Origin of the sequence: Corynebacterium halotolerans (genome assembly GCF_050107895.1) — a bacterium.
Classification (GTDB): domain Bacteria; phylum Actinomycetota; class Actinomycetes; order Mycobacteriales; family Mycobacteriaceae; genus Corynebacterium; species Corynebacterium halotolerans_B.
The window spans coordinates 332,961-353,789 of record NZ_JBNILW010000002.1 but is presented as its reverse complement, the minus strand read 5'-3'; the positions used below and the strand labels follow the sequence as shown (position 1 = coordinate 353,789).

Sequence of the window (20,829 nt, the reverse complement as noted above, 5' to 3'; positions counted from 1 at the left end):
CCGCCGCAGGGGGCTTTGACGATGCACCCGTCGACGCTGATGTTGTCCAGGTCGAGGCCGACGATACGGTCATAAGATTCCAGACAGATCTGCTCCAACTCATCAAAGATACCGGCGGTGATCCACTCGTCCCGGCGGGTGCGCAACGTGCTCGCCGAGCACGTGGAATCAGCGATCTTGGCGTAGGAGGCGCCCAGGACGAGGACCTGGATGAGCTTGTCGAAGACGATCCGGGCGGCGATCCGCGGGCGGTGACATCCCAGCGGGTGAGTATCGCTCACCGGCGGGATCAGGGCGGCGAACTGGCGCCAGATGGGGTCGATGATAGATGCTGGAACAGCAGGCACGAGTGCTCCTGGATGATGGTGAATTCTTGGTCGAATTCCTATGTACCAGGCCTCGTGCTTGCCCTATGTCATAGCCCCGTCCTGGCCCACCTATCCGCGCAATCTCTAAGCCGCTTCTGTGGCAGAAGGTATCTGACCGCCACTCCGCGGAATATGTTAAGGGCGTAAATGATCATCCGGGAAATGAAAAAAGAAGATAATGCACGAGTGGAAGCGATCATCAAGGAATCGCTGAAGTCACACGGTCTGGCGATTCCCGGATCGGCATATTTCGACCCTCAACTCGGTGAACTGCGCCAATATTACAACCGGTTCAACCACGCAAACTACTGGGTGGCAGAGGTGGAGGGGGAAGTGGTCGGCGGGGTTGGTATTGCGCCGTATGGCGAAAGCGGCACCGTATGTGAGCTCCAGAAACTGTATCTGATCCCGGAGGCGCAAGGTGTGGGGCTGTCCAGGAAGCTCATGGACGAAGCTCTGTCGTTTGCCTCCAGGCATTATGAGCAGTGCTATCTGGAAACCATGCATGAATTAGAGGCGGCCTGCATTTTGTACGAGAAGTATGATTTCACGCTTCTTCCCGAGCCCCTCCCCGGTTCTGATCACTCCGCCATGGACGCGTGGTATCTGAAGGACCTGAACTAGAAAACGTTCCCGGCTTTCGCACCGTGCCATTGGTGCTGCGAGTGGTGCTTCTGCCGAAGAGGATCACCTGGCCACCATGTCGGAAGTGCATTCCTGCCGTTGCGGGAAGCCACAGGTCCGGCAGGTGAGGAAACCGGGCCCCAGAATCAGCCCAAGCTGCCCTGCGTGAACATCAAGACTGAAATAACCGCATCCCTCGCGATTGCCACGTGCTTTAACTCCGGGCTCTGTGACCCGTTCAGTTAACGCGGAGTTGGAGCGGGGAGAAGGGGCGGGCTCGTGACCAGGAAACGCAGGCGCCTTGCGCGGGGTAGGTTTCGATCCTGGTCTCCGTTCTTGCGATCGCTTTCCCCTATCTTTTTCCTTCGATCTTCCCGGAAGGGACCTTGCCGTACGGCCACCGGGAGGCGATCTCGGCATCGCACGCCGACGAAGTGCAATCACCGGATTATGCATGGTAGAAAACATCCCTGCCAACTGTGGGTGCAACAGAGGGCAGGGATTGTTTGGGAGGGGTATTTAGTGGCACGGTTCTGACGGCCCAATGTAGGAGGAGTGATGGTGGGCGCTCTCGGTGTTCGGAAAGATAAGCGCAGACACTGGTCTCAACAGCTCACAGTAGGTTGACTAGTGCGATGAAGGTCAGGGTGCCGAGCCCGACGCTAAGGAGGGTTCGTCGCTTAAAGATGAGGTGCACTCCCGCGGTGACGGCCACGGCGATGAGGGCCTTGATGAGATGGGCAGGACTGGTGGCGCTACCGGTGAAGGTGGAGGCGGCGAGAATCGCGAGAATGCCAGCCGGCATCCAGGCCGCCATCGTGGTCACGAACTGGGATTCACGCAGTGGTGTCAGGATGGCGAAGGGGACCGCCCGCAGGGCCAGGGTGATGGTGAACACGATGACCAGCACCGCGATGAGGTAACCGGTCTCAGACATTGTCCACGATGCCGAGCAGGTACCGGCCGGTGAGCGCAGCGACGAAGATCAACAACCCGACGAACATCGCGGAACCGGGCACCAGCAGAAGTGCGGTAGTGAACGCCAGGGACGCCAGGAGCAGGGAGGGGAGCTGCCGGCGGGTGCGGCACGCGTCGAGGGTCAGGGTCACAAACAGCGCACACAGGGCGAAGTCGAGACCTTCGACGGGACCTGGCAGCAGAGAGGCGACCAGGACACCGGTGAGACCACCGCCGACCCAGTAGCACTGGAACGCGATCTGCATCGACAGCAACCGCCAGCTGCTCCACTTCCCCGGGGCAGCGGCCGTGACGGCGTAGGCCTCGTCGGTCAGCGCGTAGACCGAGTAAGCGCGGGCAGCTTTGTTGCCGACCACCCGCAGGGGGAATGAGAAGGCGTAGAAGACGTGTCGGAAGTTCACCAGGAAGGTCGTCAACGCGATCGCCGCCAGGGACGCCCCCGCCGTCATCATGCCCACCAGCAGCAGTTCCAGGGAGCCGGCAAACCCGGCGATAGACAGTGCAGGTGCCACCCACCACGGCAGCCCTGCCTGAACCACCAGTAACCCGAAGGCGACCCCCAGGGGGTACATGCCTAATCCCGCGGCCAGGGATAGCCGCACTCCTGTCATCATTTCGGAACGCCAGGTGACGTCCCGCCCCACCCGTTCTTTCGTTTTATTAATCACACCAGCAATTATCCCAGCATCTACGGTGAAATAGGTTGCTACTTTAGGTAGGACACAGAGCTAGAATGCAATTTATGAGACTGGATGAGATTGATCGAGCAATAATCCGTCACCTTCAGCAGGACGGTCGGTTGTCCAACCTTGCGCTCGCAGAGCGGGTGAACCTGACTCCCGCGCCCTGCCTGCGCAGGGTGCGCAGACTGGAGGACCAGGGGGTCATCCGAGGATACCAGGCGGTGGTGGAGCCCGTGGCGCTGGATCAGGGATTCACCGTCATCCTCGAGATTGACCTGGCGGTCTATGACCGTGAGAGCGTGGATAACTTCGAGACCACGATGACTGGCTTTGCCGAGGTCACTGAACTCCACCGTCTGTTCGGTACCCCGGACTACTACGCCCACATCGCCACCGCGGATCTCACTGCCTACGAATCATTCCTTACCGAGCAGGTGTTGACCATCCCAGGTATCGCGAGAGTGTCCTCCCGGTTCCCGATGAAGAAGCTGAAATCCCCGGCCTCTGCCTTTGGCCCAGATGTCGCGTGAACGATCGTTTTTCAATGGCTGGTTAATGGGCCATCCAGGAAGAATCGGAAATCCGGAGCAGCCGCACCGCCGGTGGCGGCACGGCTGCTCCGGATGCGGGGCTGAGGATCCTCAGCGGGCGAAGCGGGCCATGGCGTCGGCCACTTCCTGGAACTTGATGTCGGCGGCCTCGTCACCCTGCTTGACGGCGTCGCGCACGCAGTGGCGCATATGGTCGTCGAGCAGGCTGAGCGCGACGTTGCGGAGAGCGGAGTTCACGGCGCTGACCTGGGTGAGGATGTCGATGCAGTACTGGTCCTCGTCCACCATGCGGTGGATCCCCCGGACCTGACCCTCGATGCGCTTGAGGCGGGCCTGGTAACGGTCCTTGTCCTGGATGTAGCCGTGCTGGTGACCGCTTCCGCAGCACTCGCAGGATTCGGCTTCCGGGGTGGAGATCGTGGTGTCGGGGACGGCGGGGGACGGATTCATGAGTGACTCCTTTGTGTTCCTTGGTCTGGGGCCGGCTCCGGTATCCGGGACCGGCGTCACCTGGGGGACCGGGTGGTGGGACGGTGGGGTGGCGGATCCAGGGTCAGTTCCTGGACGCCGGTGGCTTCGGTGTTCCCGCAGCCACAGCCGCAATCAGACATGGCAGCTCTTTTCTTTTCGAGGAGTCAGGACGGGGCGGTCAGGCGTTGGCCGGTTCCCGCTGCTCCGCCTCCCGGGGCTGGGCGGCGGTGGCGTTGTGGCTGGACTTGAAGCCCCGCAGGCGCAGGGAGTTGCTGACCACGAACACGCTGGAGAATGCCATCGCGATGCCGGCCAGCATGGGGTTGAGCAGGCCGATCGCGGCGACGGGGATCAACGCCACGTTATAGGCGAAGGCCCAGAACAGGTTGCCCTTGATCGTGCCCAGGGTGCGGCGCGAGAGCCGGATGGCATCCACCGCGGAGCGTAGGTCGTTGTTCATCAGCGTGATGTCGGAGGCTTCGATGGCGACGTCGGTGCCGGCGCCCATGGCCAGGCCGAGTTCGGCGCTGGCCAGTGCCGCGGCGTCGTTGACGCCGTCGCCGACCATCGCGACGTTTCGGCCCTGGGCCTGGAGCTTCTCGATCTGGGTGACCTTGTCATCGGGCATGACCTCGGCGATCACGTTGGCCGGGTCGATGCCGACCTCGGCGGCCACGGCCTTGGCGGCACCGGCGTTGTCACCGGTGAGCAGCCACGGGGTCAGGCCCAGTTCCTTCAGCCCGGCCACCGCCTCCGCGGAGGTGGGCTTGACGGTGTCACGCACGGTGATCACGCCGGCGTTTGCACCGTCGATCTGCACGACCACCGGGGTGCCCCCCTGGTTCTGGGCGGCGGTGAAGGCGGCCTGCAGAGCCGCGGGCAGCTCGCCTGCCGGGCGGCCGACGGTGACCACGGCGCCGTCGACGGTGCCGGTGACGCCCCGGCCCGCGGTGTTGGCGAAGTCGGTGACCTCGGGCAGGGCGGTGGACCGTGCCCCCTCGCGGGCGATGGCCTGGGCGATCGGGTGCTCGGAAGCGGCCTCCACAGCGGCGGCCTTGACCAGGACGTCCGAGCGCTCGAAGCCGGCGGCCGGGGTGACCTGGCTGACGGACATGACGCCGGAGGTGACGGTGCCGGTCTTGTCCATGACGATGGTGTCGACCTTCTTGGTGGACTCCAGGACCTCCGGGCCCTTGAGGAGCAGGCCCATCTGGGCGCCCCGGCCGGTACCGACCAGCAGGGCGGTCGGAGTGGCCAGGCCCAGGGCACACGGGCAGGCGATGATGAGCACGGCCACCGCCGCGGTGAAGGCCGGAGCCAGCCCGGCACCCACCACGAAGAGGTGGACCAGCAGGGTCAGGACCGCGATGATGATGACCGTGGGAACGAAGATCTGGGAGATGCGGTCCACCAGGCGCTGGACCGGGGCCTTCTTGCCCTGGGCCTCGGTGACCAGCTTGGCCATCTGTGAGAGCGTGGTGTTCTCCCCGGTGCGGGTGACCTCGACCAGCAGGCGGCCGGAGGTGTTCATCGTCGCGCCGGTGACCGTGGAGCCGGTGGTGACCTCCACCGGCACGGACTCACCGGTGAGCATTGATTCGTCAACGGCGGAGGTGCCCTCGGTGACCACGCCGTCGATGGCGATCTTCTCGCCCGGGCGGACCACGAAGACATCGCCGACCTTGAGCTGGTTGACCGGGACGCGCACCTCCGCGCCGTCGCGGAGGACCGCGGCGTCCTTGGCGCCCATGTCCAGCAGCTTGCGCAGTGCCTCAGAGGACTGGCCCTTGGCCCTGGTCTCGAACCAGCGGCCCAGCAGCAGGAAGGAGATCACCACGGCGGCGGTCTCCAGGTAGATCTCGTCCATGGTGGAGTTGGACGGCAGCAGGTGCATCTCCATGGTCATGCCGGGCATGCCGGCATTGCCGATGAACAGTGCCCACAGGGACCACAGGTAGGCGGCGGTGGTGCCGAGGGTGACCAGGGTGTCCATGGTGAAGGAGCCGTGGCGCAGGTTGACCAGGGTGGCCTTGTGGAACGGCGCCCCACCCCAGAAGAAGATCGGGGTGACCATGGTCAGCACGGCCCACTGCCAGTTGGTGAACTGCAGCGCCGGAACCATGCTCAGCAACACGACCGGAACGGTCAGGATGGCCGAGATGATCAGTCGGTGCTTGAGATCGGCGGCCTCACGCTCCCGGGCCGTCTCCCGCTGATCCGGCTGACCGGCGGAACCGCTTTCCTCGGGGTCCTGGTCGGTGACCTCATCATCCTGGGAGCCCATGGTGAAGGCGTCATAGCCGGCACCGCGCACGGTGTCGATGAGCTTGTCGGGGTCGACCTTGCCCGGGTCATAGGAGATGGTGGCGGACTCGGTGGCGTAGTTGACGGTGGCTTCCACACCGTCGAGCTTGTTGAGCTTGCGCTCCACCCGCCCCGAGCACGACGTGCATGTCATGCCGGTCACGCCGAGGTCGACCTGGAGCAGGTCCACCGGTAGGTGAGTCTGGGTCATCAGTGATCATTCCTTCAATCAACGAGTGCGATGAATGCGTACGTGGACAGTCAGTGAAGCTTCTATCCCCATGATATACCCCCTAGGGGTATGTGGCAAGGGTGGGTGTCTCGGAGTGTGCGATGGGGAAAAGAGCGGCCCGGCCCCGCCGGGAGTGGCGGGGCCGGGCCGGTGGGGTGTTTTAGGCCTTGAGGGCGTAGCCGGCTTCCTCGACGGCGGCCGCCACCTGCTCGTCGGTGAAGTCCTCGCCGGAGACGGAGACCTTGCCGGTTTCGTGGGAGGCTTCGACGCCGGTGACGCCGCTGATCTCGCCGACCTCCTCCTTTACGGACATTTCGCAGTGGCCGCAGGTCATGCCATCGACGGTGTATTCCTTGGTGTTCGCTGCCATGGTGGTCCTTTCGTTGAGGATTGGGGTGGGGCGTATGTGGGGTGCCCCGACGTCCTTGAACCTATACCCCCTAAGGGTATAAATCAAGCGTCTTCCTCGGCGTGCTGGCAGGGAGTCTGCCGGCTGGCCGGTCACTTGGGGCAGCAGGGGAGAACTTCGGTGAGAACATCAGGGACAGATCCACCAGGCCACTCCGCCCGGAGGCCAGCGGCGCTACCGAAAGTTTTCATCGCACGGTGAGGGGCACATGATCCGGTGGCGGCGCCGACAGGAAGTGGCGTGGCCAACAGGCAAGGTTCCTCGACTACCCCCACCACTACAATTGCTCCGGGACTAGTCAGTTAACCCTTATAGAAAACTTTTACACCGTCACGGGGCAGGGAATGTGGAGAACTGATCACCAACGTGCCCCGAAGGACAGATGAGGATACATTGCAGTACCACCACCACGGGTATGTCTCGGAAGATCCCAAGCTGCTTCCGGCCGCAGGCGTCGGCCTCGACCGCCCCGAAGAGCTCCCCGACGAGATGGATGTCCTGGTTGTCGGCACCGGGCCGGCCGGCATGATCACCGCCGCCCAGCTGTCCATGTTCCCTGACGTGCACACCCGCATCATTGAAAAACGCGGGGGACGTCTTGAGGTCGGCCAGGCAGACGGCATCCAGTCCCGGTCGCTGGAGACCTTCCAGGCCTTCAACTTCGCCAACGAACTTCAGGAGGAGGCCTTCACCCTGACCGAGGCGACCTTCTGGAACCCCGACCCGCAGAACCCCGAGCGCATTGTCCGCACGGCGCGGCCACTGGACGATGAACACGGCGTCTCCGAGTTCCCGCACGTGATCGTGAACCAGGCCCGCGTGCTGGACTACTTCACCCGCTTCATGGCCCAGTCCCCGTCCCGGATGGCCCCGGACTACGGCTGGGAGTTCATCGACCTGGAGATCGCGGACGACCCCGAGACCGAGGACTACCCGGTCACCGTCCGCCTCAAGTCCTCAGGCGCAGGAGATGACGGGGTCCGCACCGTGCGTGCCAGGTACGTGGTCGGCGGCGACGGCGCCGGCTCGCGCGTGCGTCGGTCCATCGGTCGTTCCCTGGACGGCAGCCAGTCGGATCACGCGTGGGGCGTCATGGATGTCACCGCCACCACCGACTTCCCGGATATCCGCACCAAGAGTGCGATCCACTCCCAGGCGGGGTCGATCCTGCTGATCCCGCGCGAAGGCGGCTACCTGTTCCGCATGTACGTCGACCTGGGCGACGTCCCGGAGGATGACAACCGCGCGATCCGCAACACGCCCGTTGAGGACATCATCGCCAAGGCGAACGAGATTCTCCGGCCGTACCACGTGGACGTCAAAGAGGTGGCGTGGAGCTCCGTGTACGAGGTCAGCCACCGGCTCGTCGATTCCTTCGACGACCTCCCGGCCAACGCTCCCATGGACGCCGTCCCCCACGTCTTCCTCGCCGGCGACGCCTGCCACACCCACTCCGCCAAGGCCGGCCAAGGCATGAATGTCTCACTGCAGGACGGCTTCAACCTCGGCTGGAAACTGGGGCAGGTCGCCTCCGGCCAGGCCCCGACATCTCTGCTGCGCACCTACCACAGCGAGCGGCAGCCGGCCGCGGAGAACCTGATCAACTTCGACCGCGAATGGTCCACCCTGATGGCCACCCCGCCGGAGGAACTGGACAACCCGAACGCGGTCGAGGAATCCTACGTGGCCGCCGAGGAATTCACCGCCGGCATGCTCACGGAGTACGGGGAAAACCAGATCACCACCGGTACCACGCACCAGGATCTGGCGGTGGGCTTCCCGATCGGCCGCCGGTTCCGGTCCCACGAGGCGATGCGCCGCTGTGACGCTAATGACAGGCACATCGGCCACGAACACGATGCCGACGGCCGCTGGCGCATCTACGTGTTCGCCGACTCCCCGGCTCCGGCCGAGGACTCCAAGGTCCGCACCTGGGCCGAGTGGATGCAGAACAACCCGGACTCTCCGCTGCGCCGGTACACCCCCGGGGGTGGCAGCGAGAACGCCGTGTTCGACATCCACGTGATCTACCAGCAGCACTACCACGACTACGACGTCTTCGACGTCCCCGAGGTGTTCATCCCGCTAGTCGGCCCGCACAAGCTGCAGAACCTGGAGAACATCTGGTCCCCGCTCAGCGACGACATCTTTGACGCCCGCGGCATCAGCCGCGACGGTGCGGTCGTCGTTGTCCGCCCCGACCAGTACGTTTCCACCGTTCTTCCCCTCGAGGCCACCGCGGAACTACAGCAGTTCTTCGACGGCGTCCTCCTCCCGGCGAAGGCCCCGGCCGCGGCCCAGAAGTAGGCTCTATGCGCCCGCGCCGGGACCCGGCAACGGGAAACCAGAACTCAGCGGCGGAAGAACACCTCCGCCGCTGAGCTGGGCGTGGGGCGGGCAGGGTGAAGACGCCGGACCTAATCCTCCCCGGAGAACTGCGACTGGTGCAGTCGCCAGTAGGCGCCCTCAGCCGCCAGGAGTTCGTCGTGGGTGCCGGATTCGACGATGCGGCCGGACTCCATCACGAGGATGAGATCCGAGTCCCTGATCGTTGAGAGACGGTGAGCGATGACGAACGACGTCCGTTCGCTCCGCAGCGCAGCCATCGCCTTCTGGACCAGCACCTCGGTGCGCGTGTCCACGCTCGAGGTCGCCTCGTCGAGGATGAGCAGCGCCGGCTGGGAGAGGAAGGCGCGCGCGATGGTGACCAGCTGGCGCTCGCCGGCGGACAGGGAGCCGCCGGACTGGTCGATGACGGTGTCGTAGCCGTCGGGAAGCGCGTGGACGAAACGGTCCACGTAGGTTGCCTTCGCTGCGGCGATGACCTCGGCGTCCGTGGCGTCGAGGCGGCCGTAGCGGATGTTGTCCATGATGGTGCCCTCGAAGAGGACCGCATCCTGCAGCACCATGCCGACCTGGGAGCGCAGCTGTTCGCGGGTCATGTCGGCGGTGTCGACGCCGTCGAGGAGGATGCGGCCGCTATCAAGCTCGTAGAACCGCATGATGAGGTTGACCAGCGTGGTCTTGCCGGCGCCGGTCGGGCCGACGATCGCGGCGGTCTGGCCGGGTTGCACGCGCAGGCTCAAGTCCTCGATGAGGGGCTCATCGGTGTAGGAGAAGTCGACGTCCTGGAACTCGACGAGGCCGCGGGCCCGGCCCTCGACCGAGGCGACGCCGGTGTCGGGGGTCTGCTCGTCGGCGTCGAGAAACTCGAAGACGCGCTCAGCGGAGGCGACGCCGGACTGCACCATCTGCATCATGCCGCCGAGTTCGGCGAGCGGCTGGTTGAACTGGCGGGCGTACTGGATGAACGCCGTCGCCTCACCGAGGGTCATGGTCCCGCTGGTCACGCGCAGGCCGCCGAGGACGGCGATGGCGACGTAGGACAGGTAGGAGATGAACTGCATGATCGGCATCATCAGACCGGAGAGGAACTGGGCCAGCGCAGAGGAGCGGAACAGGCCCTCGTTACGCACCTCGAACTCTGCGGTCGCGGTGTCGGCGCGGCCGAAGATGGTGATGACCTCGTGGCCCGAGAAGGTTTCCTCGATGTGCCCGTTGAGCAGGCCGGTGGAGCGCCACTGCTGCTTGAACTGCGCCTGCGAGCGGGTGCCGATGACACCGATGACCACGCCGGTCAGCGGGATCGCCAGCAGGGCCACCAGCGCCAGCTGCCAGGACACGGTGAACATCATGACGGTGATGCCGATGATCATGAGCACTGACTGCAGGGCCTGGGCCAGCGCCTGCTGAAGGGCCTGCTGGACGTTGTCCACGTCATTGGTGGTGCGGGAGAGGATGTCACCGCGCTGGCCGCGGTCGAAGTAGCTCAGCGGCAGGCGGTTGAGCTTGGCCTCGACGTCGACGCGTAGCTGGTAGATCACGCGCATGACGATGCGGTTGAGCAGGAAGCCCTGCAACCACATGAACACCGACGCACCGACGTAGAGGGCGATGACGATGAGGATCAGCTGGCCCAGGGCGGTGAAGTTGATGCCCTCACCGGGCACCACGCTCATGCCGGAGAGGGTGTCGGCGAACGTGTTTTCGCCGGCGGCGCGCAGCTGCTCGATGACCTGCTCCTGGCTGAGACCTGCCGGCAGCTGACTGCCGATCGCGCCGTTGAAGATGACGTCCATCGCGCGGCCCATGACCCGGGGTGCGTAGACGTTGAGCAGCACGCTGAACACCACGAGCAGGGTGATGAAGACCATCACGCCCTTGAAGGAGCCGAGCAGGCCGAGCAGTCGTTTGGCCGAGGGCCAGAAGTTCTTGGCCGAGCGTGGCGCGGCGCCGGACCACTGGTCGCCGCCGACCTTTTCTTCGAGTTCGAGGAGTTCTTCCTCGGTCATCTCATCGAGGGGAGTGGGTTTGTTCGTGGCCATTAGTTAAGGTCCTCCGCCATCTGGGAGTGGACGATTTCCTGGTAGGTGGCCGACGAATCGACGAGTTCGGTGTGGGTGCCACGGGCGACGATCCGCCCGCCTTCCATGACGAGGATCTGGTCGGCGTCGATGATGGAGGAGACGCGTTGGGCGACGATGATCACCGCAGCGTCCGCGAACCGGGGCCGGAGCGCCCTGCGCAGATTGGCGTCGGTGACCATGTCGAGGGCGGAGAAGGAGTCGTCGAACAGGTACACGTCGGGTTCGGCGACGAGCATGCGGGCGATGCACAGGCGCTGGCGTTGGCCGCCGGAGACGTTGGTGCCGCCCTGGGAGATGGGCATGTCAAGGCCCTCCTCGTGCCGGCTGACGAAGCCCGCCTGGGCGATCTCGAGCGCCTCCCACAGCTGATCGTCGGTCGCCTCCGGGTCGGCCATGCGCAGGTTGGTCGCCACGGTGCCGGAGAAGAGATACGGCTTCTGCGGGACCATCGAGACGCGCTCGGTGATCGCCTCGCGCGGCAGCCGGGAGGTGGGTACGCCGTCGATGAGCACGTCGCCCGCCGTCGGCAGGAACAGCCGCGGTACGAGGTTGAGCAGCGTCGACTTGCCGGAGCCGGTCGCGCCGATGATGGCGGTGACCTCACCCGGCCGGGTACGGAACGTGACGGCGTCGAGCACCGGGGCGTCGGCGCCGGGGTAGGTGAAGGAGACGTCGTCGAACTCGACGACGCCCTCGCGCCGTTCGGGGGTGACGGGCTCGGTCGGTTCGCTTATCGACGGCTCATATCCCAGGACCTCGACGATGCGGCGGGCGCACACCATCGCCCGGGGCAGCATCATGGCCATGAACGCTCCCATCATGACGGCCGCGAGAATCTGCAGCAGGTACTGCAGGAAAGCGGTGAGGGCGCCGACCTCGACGTTGCCGGCGTCGACACGGTGCCCGCCGAACCACAGCACCGCGCCCGTCGCGACGTTGAGCACCAGCATGATGATGGGGAACATCAACACGAACAGGTTGCCGATCCGCAGGCTGAGCCTGGTCAGGTCGAGGTTGGCGGCGTCGAAACGCTGCGATTCGTGCTCCTCACGGGTGAAGGCGCGGATCACGCGGATGCCGGTGATCTGCTCACGGAGAATGCCGTTGATGCGGTCGATCTTGGTCTGCATCGTCCGAAAGAGGGGCAGCAGGCCGCCGATGAGTCCGCCGACGATGACCAGAAGCACGAGCACGGACACGAGCACGAGCCAGGACAGACCCGGGTCCTCGCGCACCGCCATGACTACGCCACCGATCATCATGATCGGCACGGTCACCATGAAGTTGAGGAACATGAGGAAGACCATCTGAACCTGCTGCACGTCGTTGGTGCCGCGGGTGATCAAGGTCGCGGAGCCGAAGTGCGCGTTGTCTTCCGCGGAGAAGCTGGACACTCGGCCGAAGACCCGCTCGCGGATGTCACGCCCGACACCCATGGCGGTACGGGACCCGAACCACACCGCGATGGCTGCGGAGATGACCTGGAGGAAAGCGACACCGAGCATGAGCCCGCCGATGCGCCAGATGAAGGGGATGTCGCCTTGGGCGACGCCCTCGTCGATGATGCGGGCGTTGAGTGAGGGCAGGAAGAGCGTGGCCATGGTGGTGATGGTCTGCATGATCACGATGGCGATGAGCGCGCCGAGATACGGCCGCGACCTCTGGGTCAGGAGCCGGATTAGTTCCACGTCATGTCCTTTTCGGTGGAGGAGAATGCCAACAATGTCGAAGTAACGCTATCACCGGTGCTGGACACCGGTATTTTTCCCGGTTTTGCCCTGGCAGAGGGTGTGGTTCCGCGAGTGCGGAACGCCGCGTCCTACTGGGCTTGCGGGCCTTCCCCGGATTCACCCACATGGTCCGGGTTTCGACGGGGTGAGAAAACGGCACATGAACGTCTGAACAGGAAGAATAAAGCTCTTCTGCAGTTCAATTCCCCCGGTCCAAGAGGATCCATCATGGGCGCAACAATCTCCTGATCCGGCCACGATATCCGCATCGCTTGATGCCCCTCGTCCCGTGCCCGCCTGGCGATTCCGCAACGGGAACCACTCGCCCGAGGGGATCCCGTGAGCGGCGCAAGGTGCAGCACTGCCGTCAGTCACAGTCCGGCCTCAGCTCCCTGTCGCCACAGGCCGCCGGTGTCGGGCTGCTGGTGCGAGGTAGTTCAGCTCCCCGCAGACAGCACGGTTGATGAATACCCCCTGGGGTATTAATGTTGGTAATGAAGGCCGGGGAAGATGTCTCCGGCAGTCCAGACTTCCATGAAGGAGAGACCATGCTCATCGAGCGCATCTATGACGAGGATCTGGCCCAGGCGAGCTATTTCATCGGCTGTCAGGCGCAGAACACGGCCGTGGTGGTGGACCCCGCCCGCGATATCGATGTCTACCGCGCGCTGGCGGAGAAGAACGGCATGACGATCACTGCCGTGACCGAGACCCACATCCACGCCGATTACCTGTCTGGCACCCGGGAACTGGCTGCCGCTGTCGGCGCTGATATCTATGTCTCCGGTGAGGGTGGGCAGGACTGGCAGTATGAGTTCGACGCTGAGCGGCTGCATGACGGCGATGACATCCGCATCGGCAACATCACCATCACCGCCGTCCACACGCCGGGGCACACCCCGGAGCACCTCTCGTTCCTGGTGACGGACGGCGCCTTCGCTGATGCGCCCGGCTACATGCTGACCGGGGACTTCGTGTTTGCCGGGGACCTGGGGCGGCCCGACCTGCTGGATGAGGCCGCCGGCGGCGTCGACACCCGTTTCGAGGGTGCCCAGCAGATGTTTCGGAGCCTGCGGGAGAAGTTCCTGACCCTGCCTGACCACATTCAGGTGCTCCCGGGGCACGGTGCCGGCTCGGCCTGCGGCAAGTCCCTGGGGGCCGTCCCGGCCACCACCGTCGGCTATGAGCGGCTGTACTCCTGGTGGGGCCGCTACCTGGCGGACGATGATGAGCAGGGCTTCATCGCTGAGTTGCTCGACGGTCAGCCCGACGCCCCGGCCTACTTCGGCCGGATGAAGAACCAGAACCGCCGGGGTCCAGCGATCCTGGGGGAACGGGGTGCGCTGCCCGAGCTGGACGCCGAGACGGTTGCCGCGCAGCTGGCCGCTGGAGAGGTGACCTTCGTGGACACGCGCTTCTTCGATGACGTGCATGCAGGTACGGTCGCGGGCGCCCTGAACATCCCCGCCGGCGGTTCCATCGCCACCTTCGCTGGCTGGGTGGTCGACCCGGAGAAGGATGACCGCCCCCTCGTGCTGCTGGCTCCCGACCAGCAGTCTGCCCGGCGTGTCCGGGACCAGCTCGTGCGGGTGGGCATCGATGACGTGGCGGGCTATGTCACCGGCATCGAGGGGCTGCCGCAGGCCACCCCGAAGACCATCGACCCCGCCGGACTCGCTGACCTGGGGTCAGCCCTGCTGCTCGACGTGCGGGCGAAGGGGGAGTATGACGCCGGCTCCATTCCCGGCGCCACCCAGCTGCACGGCGGCCGCGTGCTGTGGCACCTGGATCAGCTCCCCGCGGAAGGCACGATCGTGGCCTACTGCCAGAGCGGTGCCCGCAGCTCCATCGCGGCCAGCGGGTTGCGCCGCGCCGGGTATGACGTGGTTGAACTGCTGGGGGCATACCCCGGCTGGCGCAGCCACCGGGACGCGCAGGACGCTGCAACCGTCGCTCAGTAACCCCGCGCGGTGATCCCTACCGTGGGCCGAGATTTTCCGGCATAGGGCCCCTGGGGCGGTTGCGTAAATACCCCTACCCCGTAGGGTGTATGGAGAAGAATCAGTTCTATTCAGAAAGTTGAGAGTCTCATGGCCAATGAAGTGTCGATCCCGAACCTGGTTGCCGAGCACACCGGTACCAACACCTACACCGTCCGCAGCATGGGTGGTGCAGAGCTGAAGATCGGTGCGCCCGGCGCGGAAGGGGTCTTCACCCCGGTCGAGCTGCTGCAGGCCGCCATCGCCGGTTGCGCCTCGCTGTCCGCGGAAGCACAGCTGGCCAGCCAGCTCGGCCCGGACTTCGATGCCGCCGTCACCGTTGCCGCGGACTACAACGCCGAAGAAAACCGGGTGGAAAAACTCATCACCCAACTCAGCGTGGATATGTCGGAACTCGACTCGGAACAGCGCGACAAGCTGGTTGACCGGGCGGACCGTCTGATCGACAAGCTGTGCACGGTCAAGCGGAGCCTTGGCAACGGGGTGGCTGCCACCACTGAGGTGCAGGGCAAGGACAGCTAGGACCCGCCGCCTGCAGAAGCCTGGATGAGTGGCCGGTGCGGCCCGTCAGGTACTCCCGCTGGATGTAAGGCCGCCGCTCCTACTGGGGGCGGCGGCCTTGTGCTGCCCCGCCCCATCACGCGGGCAGGATGCGGGACCTATCTCACCGGCAGTGTCCTGCCGGGGGCCAGCTTCGGGATCACCCGGACGTAGATGACCATGCCGACCAATTCCACCAGCGTCTGGGTGACCACCACGACGGCTGTCAGGGCGAGCACTTCGGGCAGCGCCAGCGCCAGGGGGAGCACCACCAGGGAGTTGCGGGTGGCCCCGGAGAAGACAGTGGCCCGGGTGTCCCGCGCATCCTGCTTGAGCATCCGTCCGGTGAGGACGCCGAGCGGGACCATGACGATCAGGAACACCACGTAGATCGGGATCACCCGCAGCAGTGAGCCGAGATCGGCACGCACGGCGTCGATCTGGGAGGCGACGACGACCGTCAGCGTGAGCATCATCAGCGGCACCATCAACGCCTCCAGCAGGGCCATGACCTGCCGGGCGGGCCGGAGCCGGGTGGCCAGGAACTGGGTGAGGGCCGCCAGGGCCAGTGGTGTGACGATCAGCAGGAGGAAGGCCTCGGCGAACGGGGCGATGTCGAGGACGTCGAAGAGTTCCGGCCCGACGAACAGGCCCAGGTAGACCGGCAGCAACAGCATCTGCAGCAGCATCAACAACGGCGCGGCGGCCAACAGCTTCTCGTGGGCGGCGCCGGCCAGACCGGAGAAGACGATCACGTAGTCGATGCACGGAGCCAGCAGCACCAGCAGCACACCCAGCAACAGGGCCCGGTCATCGGCGACGAAACGGGACAGCACATAGACCACGACGGGGACGGCGAGGAAGTTCAGGCCGGTCAGTCCGCCCAGGAAACGGATGTCACGCAGCGCGTGCCCCAACCTGATCAGCGGCACCCCCAGGAAGGTGGCGTAGAGCAGCACCATCAGCACGGGGTTGATGGCCACCTCAAAGGCGGGCGCCGTGCCGGGAACCGTCAGGCCGATGGCGGCCCCGATGCCCAGGCTGATGAGATACAGGGGGATCTGGTAGTTGTCCCACCACGCAACCAGACGCGACACGGTCAGTGGACTCCTTCATTCATGTGGACGGGGGCTGGGCAGCTCACCGCGGTCCAGGCGGTGCGGAGCATCGATTGGCCTGGCCGGTCCGTGGTAACGCTGCGTTGCCACAGGAACTTCAGCCAGGACAGCAGGTTCAAAGGTACCCGCGCCCCTGTCCGGGCTCTCGGAGCTATCGGAGTCTCCGGCCCTGGTGCAGGGGCGCCGTTCCTGCGCCACCATGAGCGGCGGAACAACGGCGCGGGTTATCGGCGCAGGTCCGGGTCCTGTACCCGGTGGGTGCGGGCGCTGTCCCAAGGCCGGCTCCAGGACAGCTCCGTCAGGATCCAGTCGAGCACCACCGCGGTAAAGCCCCACACGTATCCGTCATCCACCGAGAACCCGGGACCTGACCACCACTGCTCGTCCGTTACTGTGAGGCGGTGTGCGGGATCGGCCAGGTGGCCGCGGGTGATCCAGTGGGTGGACTCGGTCTCCCGGTCCAGCCACTGCCGCGCCGGATAGTCGCGGGCCTGGTCCCCGAGCCAGGCCAGGACCGGGGTGACGGTGTTGCCGCTGACCTGGACGGTCAGGGCGGGCAAGGCGCCCAGGATGTGGTCCGGGGTCAGTACGATCCCCGTCTCCTCGCGGCATTCCCGGATCGCCGCCTGCACCGGAGTCTCCCCCGGTTCCACCCCACCGCCGGGGAAGGCGAACTCCCCGGGGTGGAAGCGCATCCGGCGGGAGCGGCGGAGGAGCAGGAAGCCCACGTCGCCGTCGATGTTACCGGCGAGCACGACCACGGAGCTGCGGCGCAGCACCGGGCCCTCGCCGGGCTCCGACTGCGGCAGTCCCGGCCAGCCCCAGGGGGAGCGTCCGGGTCCTGCGAGGAGTCCCGCGAGCTGCCCAGCGGGACCCTGCGGCCCCGGATCGGGGCGGCCGGGGCGGACATCCTCTCCCACGGGCTACAGCTCCGGCAGTCCGTAGTGGTCGGCCATCAGGTCCACCGTGCGCGCGTGGGCCTGGCGCGACTGGCCCATGGTGACCAGCATGATTTCATCGATCTGGGCCTGTCGGTGGTACTCCTCCAGGACCGCGGCCACGTCGGCCGGGGTGCCGTTGACGAACCGGCGGATGTAGGACTCGAGGATGTACTTCTCCTGCAGCGAACCGGTGTAGGCCTCCACCTCCTCCGGGGGAAGCAGGCTGTAGGACTGGCGCTTGAGCATCCGCAGCATGGCCATGGCGGCGGTCAGCGCCTGCCGGTACGCCTCCTCGGCGTCGTCATCGGCCACGACGCCGATGCTCATCAACGAGTAGGGCTCGTCGAGGTACTGGGAGGGGCGGAAGCTCCGGCGGTACAGGTCCATGGCCTGGGACACGTCGGCGTCGCCGAACTGCAGGGCGAAGGCGTAGGGGCGGCCGAGCTGTCCCGCCAACTGCGCCGAGTAGGGCGAAGACCCCAGGATCCAGACGTCCGGGATCGAGACGGAGTCCGGCACCCGGTTCTGCTCCGCCTGCCACGGTCCCGGCACGGCGTGGACGTTGCTGTACCGGTGCCCCGCGGGGAAATCGTCGTTGAGGAAGCCGACGAGCTCATCGACCTGGGCGGGGAAGTGGTCATTGGCCTCATGATGGCGGCGCAGGGCGGCGGCGGTCATCTGGTCCGTGCCGGGCGCGCGGCCGACGCCCAGGTCGATGCGGCCGGGGGCGAGTGCCTCGAGCATGCCGAAGTGCTCGGCGATGACCAGCGGGGCATGGTTGGGCAGCATGACGCCGCCGGCGCCGAGCCGGATCTTCGAGGTCTCGCCGATGAGCCGGGCCAGCATCAGCTGCGGGGAGGCCGTCGCGGCGGCCGGCATGCTGTGGTGCTCGGACATCCAGAACCGGTGGTAGCCACGGCGCTCTGAGAGCTGCGCCAGGTTAATGACCTCCTGGAAGGCCTCCTGGACGGACTGGCCGATGGCGGTGTGGGCGTTATCGAGCACCGACAGCGCGAAGGGGGCGTTGCCGGAGTTGGGGACGGGGTTCATGTCACTCCTGAATTGTCACGGTAAGAGTCGGTTGTTTCCGTGACAATCACCTTAGCAATATGTGTCATGGAATATCCACTCCTTTCCCGTGAGGGTGTGGGGGTGGTTGGTTGACCAGTGGTTCCGGCTCCCTGCCCGGGGAGAAAACCGGGGACACCTGGGTCGGGTCGGCTGCTGGACTACCGCACGGGAGTGTCCCGGAGCGGGCAGGCGGGCACGGCCGACCAGCAGGCGCCGGCGGCGATGGCCACCACGGCGGCGGCGCCGAGGGCGGCCCCCATTGAGTCCACCAGTTCCTGGGTCAGGACGAAGGTGCCCATCACCAGGACGAAGACGCCGAAGCCCTTGCGCAGGAGAGCCTCCGGGATGCGCCCGGCCAGGCGGGCCCCCAGCAGGGAACCGAGGATGGCGGCCACGGTGACGGCGCCGACCAGGGCCCAGTCCAGCTGTACCGACGTGAGGTAACCGGCCAGCCCGGCAAAGGACTTCATGGTGATGACCAGCAGGGAGGTGCCGACGGCCACCGGCATGGCCAGCCCGCCCAGCAGGGCGAGGGCGGGGACGACGAGGAATCCACCGCCGGCCCCGACCAGGCCGGTGACCACGCCGACGACCAGGCCGTCGAGAAGCACCCTCCCCAGCGGGAGGTTACGGTGTTGCTCGCCCGCTGCGGTGCCCTTGCGGCCGCGGATCATCGCCACGGAGGTGGCGATCATCATCAGGGCGAACGCGATCATCAGCACCGCCCCCGGGATCTGTCCGCCGAGCAGCCCGCCGCCGAAAGCACCTGCCATGCCCGCGGCCCCGAAGATCAGGCCGGTGCGCCACCTCACCCGACTGTTGCGGGCGTGGTTGACCGTGCTCACGGCGGACGTCACGCCCACCACGAACAGGGAGGCGGCGATGGCTTCCTTCGGTCCCAGTCCCGCGACATACGTCAGGATGGGAACCGTCAGGATTGACCCGCCGCCGCCGAGCAGGCCGAGCGACAGGCCGATCAGGGTGGACAGCAGCAGGGTGAGGATGAGGGTGGGGCTCATGGGGTGGGCATCCTTGTCAGGGGGTCAGAGCTGGGTGACGGGGAGGCCGGCGCGCTGCCAGGCGGTCATGCCCCCGGCCATCGTGTCGGCGGTGTAGCCGGCCCGGTTGAGGGCGTCGGCCACGGCCGCGCTCCGGTTTCCGCTGCGGCAGACGACGATGACGGGCCGGTTCCGGTCGAGTTCGTTGAGCCGGTGGCCCAGCTGGCCCATCGGGATGTGGACGGTCCCGCCGATCACGCCGTCGGCGGTCTCGAATCCCTCCCGGACGTCCAGGACCTGGTCCTGGGCGCTTCGGCTGTGCGCCTGGGAGACGGTTATTTCTGCCATGGTTTTCTCCTCGGTTTCTGCTCGGGAAGGAGGCGGTTGGTCAGGCGGATTTGTCGGGCAGCTGGTTGATGGCGCTTGCGGCGGTGGGGGTTGCCGCGGCCTTGTTCCACGGCATCACCGACAGGGCCTTGCCCATGGCGCAGGTGTTGCTCACGCCGGAGAACGTCAGCCCCGCACCGATGACGCCCGCCACGGTGCGCAGCTTCGGGGAGAGGAATTTGCCGCCGAGCAGCCCGGTGACCACGAGGGATCCGGCGACCAGGCGCACCTGCCGCTCCAGGGCCCAGCGCTTCGCACCGCGGACGACGTCCCCGCCGGCGTCTGCGAAGGCGTTGACGCCGCCGTCCAGCACCTGGGCGGTGTCGACGCCGGCGGCGGCCAGGTGCTGCCGGGCCTGCTCCGCCCGCACGCCGGACTGGCAGATCAGGACCACCTGTTCGCCGAGCCGTTCCGCGAGTTCGGTGGCGTGTTCGGACAGCAGCGGCAGTGGGACGTTGTAGGAGCCGCGGATGTGGAGCGACTCGAATTCGGCGGCCGAGCGCACGTCGATGACGGTGAGCTCCTCGTGGTCGATGAGCCACTGGCGCAGCGTGTCCGGTGCGACGGTGGTGATGGTGGGCGAGGGCATGGCGATCCTTTCGGGGTTTTCTCGGATGTGCCCCGCCAGTCTGGCAGATACCCCGGGGGGTATGCAAGATACCGGGGGCGGTATACGATGAAGACATCATTCAGCCAGGTGAAGGAGAACCGCATGCAACTTGAATCGAGCGAACTGACCCCCGTGCTCAACCGCCTCAAGCGCGCCCAGGGGCAACTCTCCGCGGTCGTGCGGATGCTGGAGGAGGAGCGGGACTGCAAGGACGTCCTCGTCCAGCTGTCCGCCGTGACCAAGGCGCTGGACCGGGCGGGGTTCGCGATCATCGCCAGCGGCCTCGAGCAGTGTCTGACCAACCCGGACAAGGAGATGGACAAGAAGGAGCTGGAGAAGCTCTTCCTCTCCCTCGCCTGACCCATCCGGCAGTGCCGGGCTGGGTCG

General features: G+C 65.9%; 20 protein-coding genes. 6 read left to right on the top strand and 14 right to left on the bottom strand.

What is annotated here, in order from left to right:
• Positions 1-347: transposase (locus tag ACQCVD_RS03870; RefSeq protein ID WP_426822379.1), on the bottom strand; the 347-nt coding region annotated here is incomplete at its 3' end.
• A 168-nt stretch (positions 348-515) separates the two neighbouring features.
• Here ACQCVD_RS03870 and ACQCVD_RS03865 point away from each other — a divergent pair.
• Positions 516-992, top strand: a complete 477-nt coding sequence (locus ACQCVD_RS03865) for a GNAT family N-acetyltransferase (RefSeq protein ID WP_426822378.1) — start codon at positions 516-518, stop codon at positions 990-992.
• A gap of 613 nt (positions 993-1,605) precedes the next feature.
• Here ACQCVD_RS03865 and ACQCVD_RS03860 read toward each other — a convergent pair.
• Both ACQCVD_RS03860 and ACQCVD_RS03855 read right to left on the bottom strand, forming a co-directional pair.
• Positions 1,606-1,929 carry a branched-chain amino acid transporter permease gene (locus ACQCVD_RS03860; protein ID WP_426822377.1) on the bottom strand — a complete coding sequence of 108 codons (324 nt, stop codon included), beginning with the start codon at positions 1,927-1,929 and terminating at the stop codon, positions 1,606-1,608.
• Positions 1,922-2,638: an AzlC family ABC transporter permease gene (locus ACQCVD_RS03855; protein ID WP_426822376.1), complete on the bottom strand. Its 717-nt coding sequence runs from the start codon at positions 2,636-2,638 to the stop codon at positions 1,922-1,924. The genes ACQCVD_RS03860 and ACQCVD_RS03855 overlap by 8 nt, the downstream gene beginning before the upstream one ends.
• 80 nt (positions 2,639-2,718) lie before the next feature.
• On the opposite strand from ACQCVD_RS03855, the gene ACQCVD_RS03850 reads away from it, so the two are divergent.
• Entirely contained in the window at positions 2,719-3,183 is a 465-nt protein-coding gene (locus ACQCVD_RS03850) for an Lrp/AsnC family transcriptional regulator (RefSeq protein ID WP_426822397.1), read from the top strand.
• A gap of 111 nt (positions 3,184-3,294) precedes the next feature.
• On the opposite strand, the gene ACQCVD_RS03845 is transcribed toward ACQCVD_RS03850, so the two are convergent.
• The 3 genes from ACQCVD_RS03845 to ACQCVD_RS03835 all read right to left on the bottom strand — a co-directional run bounded on the left by ACQCVD_RS03845 (position 3,295) and on the right by ACQCVD_RS03835 (position 6,581).
• Positions 3,295-3,654 carry a metal-sensitive transcriptional regulator gene (locus tag ACQCVD_RS03845; protein WP_426822375.1) on the bottom strand — a complete coding sequence of 120 codons (360 nt, stop codon included), beginning with the start codon at positions 3,652-3,654 and terminating at the stop codon, positions 3,295-3,297.
• A gap of 199 nt (positions 3,655-3,853) precedes the next feature.
• Positions 3,854-6,190, bottom strand: coding sequence for a heavy metal translocating P-type ATPase (locus ACQCVD_RS03840; protein ID WP_426822374.1), 2,337 nt, complete (start codon positions 6,188-6,190; stop codon positions 3,854-3,856).
• A 181-nt stretch (positions 6,191-6,371) separates the two neighbouring features.
• Entirely contained in the window at positions 6,372-6,581 is a 210-nt protein-coding gene (locus ACQCVD_RS03835; RefSeq protein ID WP_426822373.1) for a heavy-metal-associated domain-containing protein, read from the bottom strand.
• A 432-nt stretch (positions 6,582-7,013) separates the two neighbouring features.
• On the opposite strand from ACQCVD_RS03835, the gene ACQCVD_RS03830 reads away from it, so the two are divergent.
• Positions 7,014-8,927 (top strand): FAD-dependent monooxygenase, encoded by a 1,914-nt coding sequence (locus tag ACQCVD_RS03830; RefSeq protein WP_426822396.1) that lies wholly within the window; start codon positions 7,014-7,016, stop codon positions 8,925-8,927.
• Between the two features lie 110 nt (positions 8,928-9,037).
• Here the strand turns inward: ACQCVD_RS03830 and ACQCVD_RS03825 are convergent, their stop codons facing one another.
• A complete protein-coding gene (locus ACQCVD_RS03825; protein ID WP_426822372.1) occupies positions 9,038-11,005 on the bottom strand; it encodes an ABC transporter ATP-binding protein in 1,968 nt (655 codons plus the stop codon).
• Entirely contained in the window at positions 11,005-12,735 is a 1,731-nt protein-coding gene (locus ACQCVD_RS03820; RefSeq protein ID WP_426822371.1) for an ABC transporter ATP-binding protein, read from the bottom strand. Before ACQCVD_RS03820 ends, ACQCVD_RS03825 begins: the two co-directional genes overlap by 1 nt.
• A gap of 590 nt (positions 12,736-13,325) precedes the next feature.
• On the opposite strand from ACQCVD_RS03820, the gene ACQCVD_RS03815 reads away from it, so the two are divergent.
• Both ACQCVD_RS03815 and ACQCVD_RS03810 read left to right on the top strand, forming a co-directional pair.
• A complete protein-coding gene (locus ACQCVD_RS03815; RefSeq protein ID WP_426822370.1) occupies positions 13,326-14,738 on the top strand; it encodes an MBL fold metallo-hydrolase in 1,413 nt (470 codons plus the stop codon).
• Between the two features lie 129 nt (positions 14,739-14,867).
• Positions 14,868-15,299: an OsmC family protein gene (locus ACQCVD_RS03810; RefSeq protein WP_426822369.1), complete on the top strand. Its 432-nt coding sequence runs from the start codon at positions 14,868-14,870 to the stop codon at positions 15,297-15,299.
• A 137-nt stretch (positions 15,300-15,436) separates the two neighbouring features.
• On the opposite strand, the gene ACQCVD_RS03805 is transcribed toward ACQCVD_RS03810, so the two are convergent.
• From ACQCVD_RS03805 to ACQCVD_RS03780, 6 genes are all read right to left on the bottom strand, one after another.
• Entirely contained in the window at positions 15,437-16,414 is a 978-nt protein-coding gene (locus tag ACQCVD_RS03805; RefSeq protein ID WP_426822368.1) for an arsenic resistance protein, read from the bottom strand.
• 245 nt (positions 16,415-16,659) lie between these two features.
• The gene (locus tag ACQCVD_RS03800) at positions 16,660-17,355 is read right to left on the bottom strand and encodes an NUDIX hydrolase (RefSeq protein WP_426822367.1); all 696 of its coding nucleotides are present in this window, start codon (positions 17,353-17,355) and stop codon (positions 16,660-16,662) included.
• Between the two features lie 3 nt (positions 17,356-17,358).
• A complete protein-coding gene (locus ACQCVD_RS03795) occupies positions 17,359-18,426 on the bottom strand; it encodes an LLM class flavin-dependent oxidoreductase (protein ID WP_426822365.1) in 1,068 nt (355 codons plus the stop codon).
• Between the two features lie 179 nt (positions 18,427-18,605).
• Positions 18,606-19,466, bottom strand: coding sequence for a sulfite exporter TauE/SafE family protein (locus tag ACQCVD_RS03790; RefSeq protein WP_426822364.1), 861 nt, complete (start codon positions 19,464-19,466; stop codon positions 18,606-18,608).
• 24 nt (positions 19,467-19,490) lie between these two features.
• Positions 19,491-19,793 carry a rhodanese-like domain-containing protein gene (locus ACQCVD_RS03785; protein WP_426822363.1) on the bottom strand — a complete coding sequence of 101 codons (303 nt, stop codon included), beginning with the start codon at positions 19,791-19,793 and terminating at the stop codon, positions 19,491-19,493.
• A 40-nt stretch (positions 19,794-19,833) separates the two neighbouring features.
• Positions 19,834-20,421: a rhodanese-like domain-containing protein gene (locus ACQCVD_RS03780; RefSeq protein ID WP_426822362.1), complete on the bottom strand. Its 588-nt coding sequence runs from the start codon at positions 20,419-20,421 to the stop codon at positions 19,834-19,836.
• 123 nt (positions 20,422-20,544) lie between these two features.
• Here ACQCVD_RS03780 and ACQCVD_RS03775 point away from each other — a divergent pair, with 123 nt between their 5' ends.
• Entirely contained in the window at positions 20,545-20,802 is a 258-nt protein-coding gene (locus tag ACQCVD_RS03775) for a metal-sensitive transcriptional regulator (protein WP_426822361.1), read from the top strand.
• The last annotated feature ends 27 nt before the right edge of the window (positions 20,803-20,829 follow it).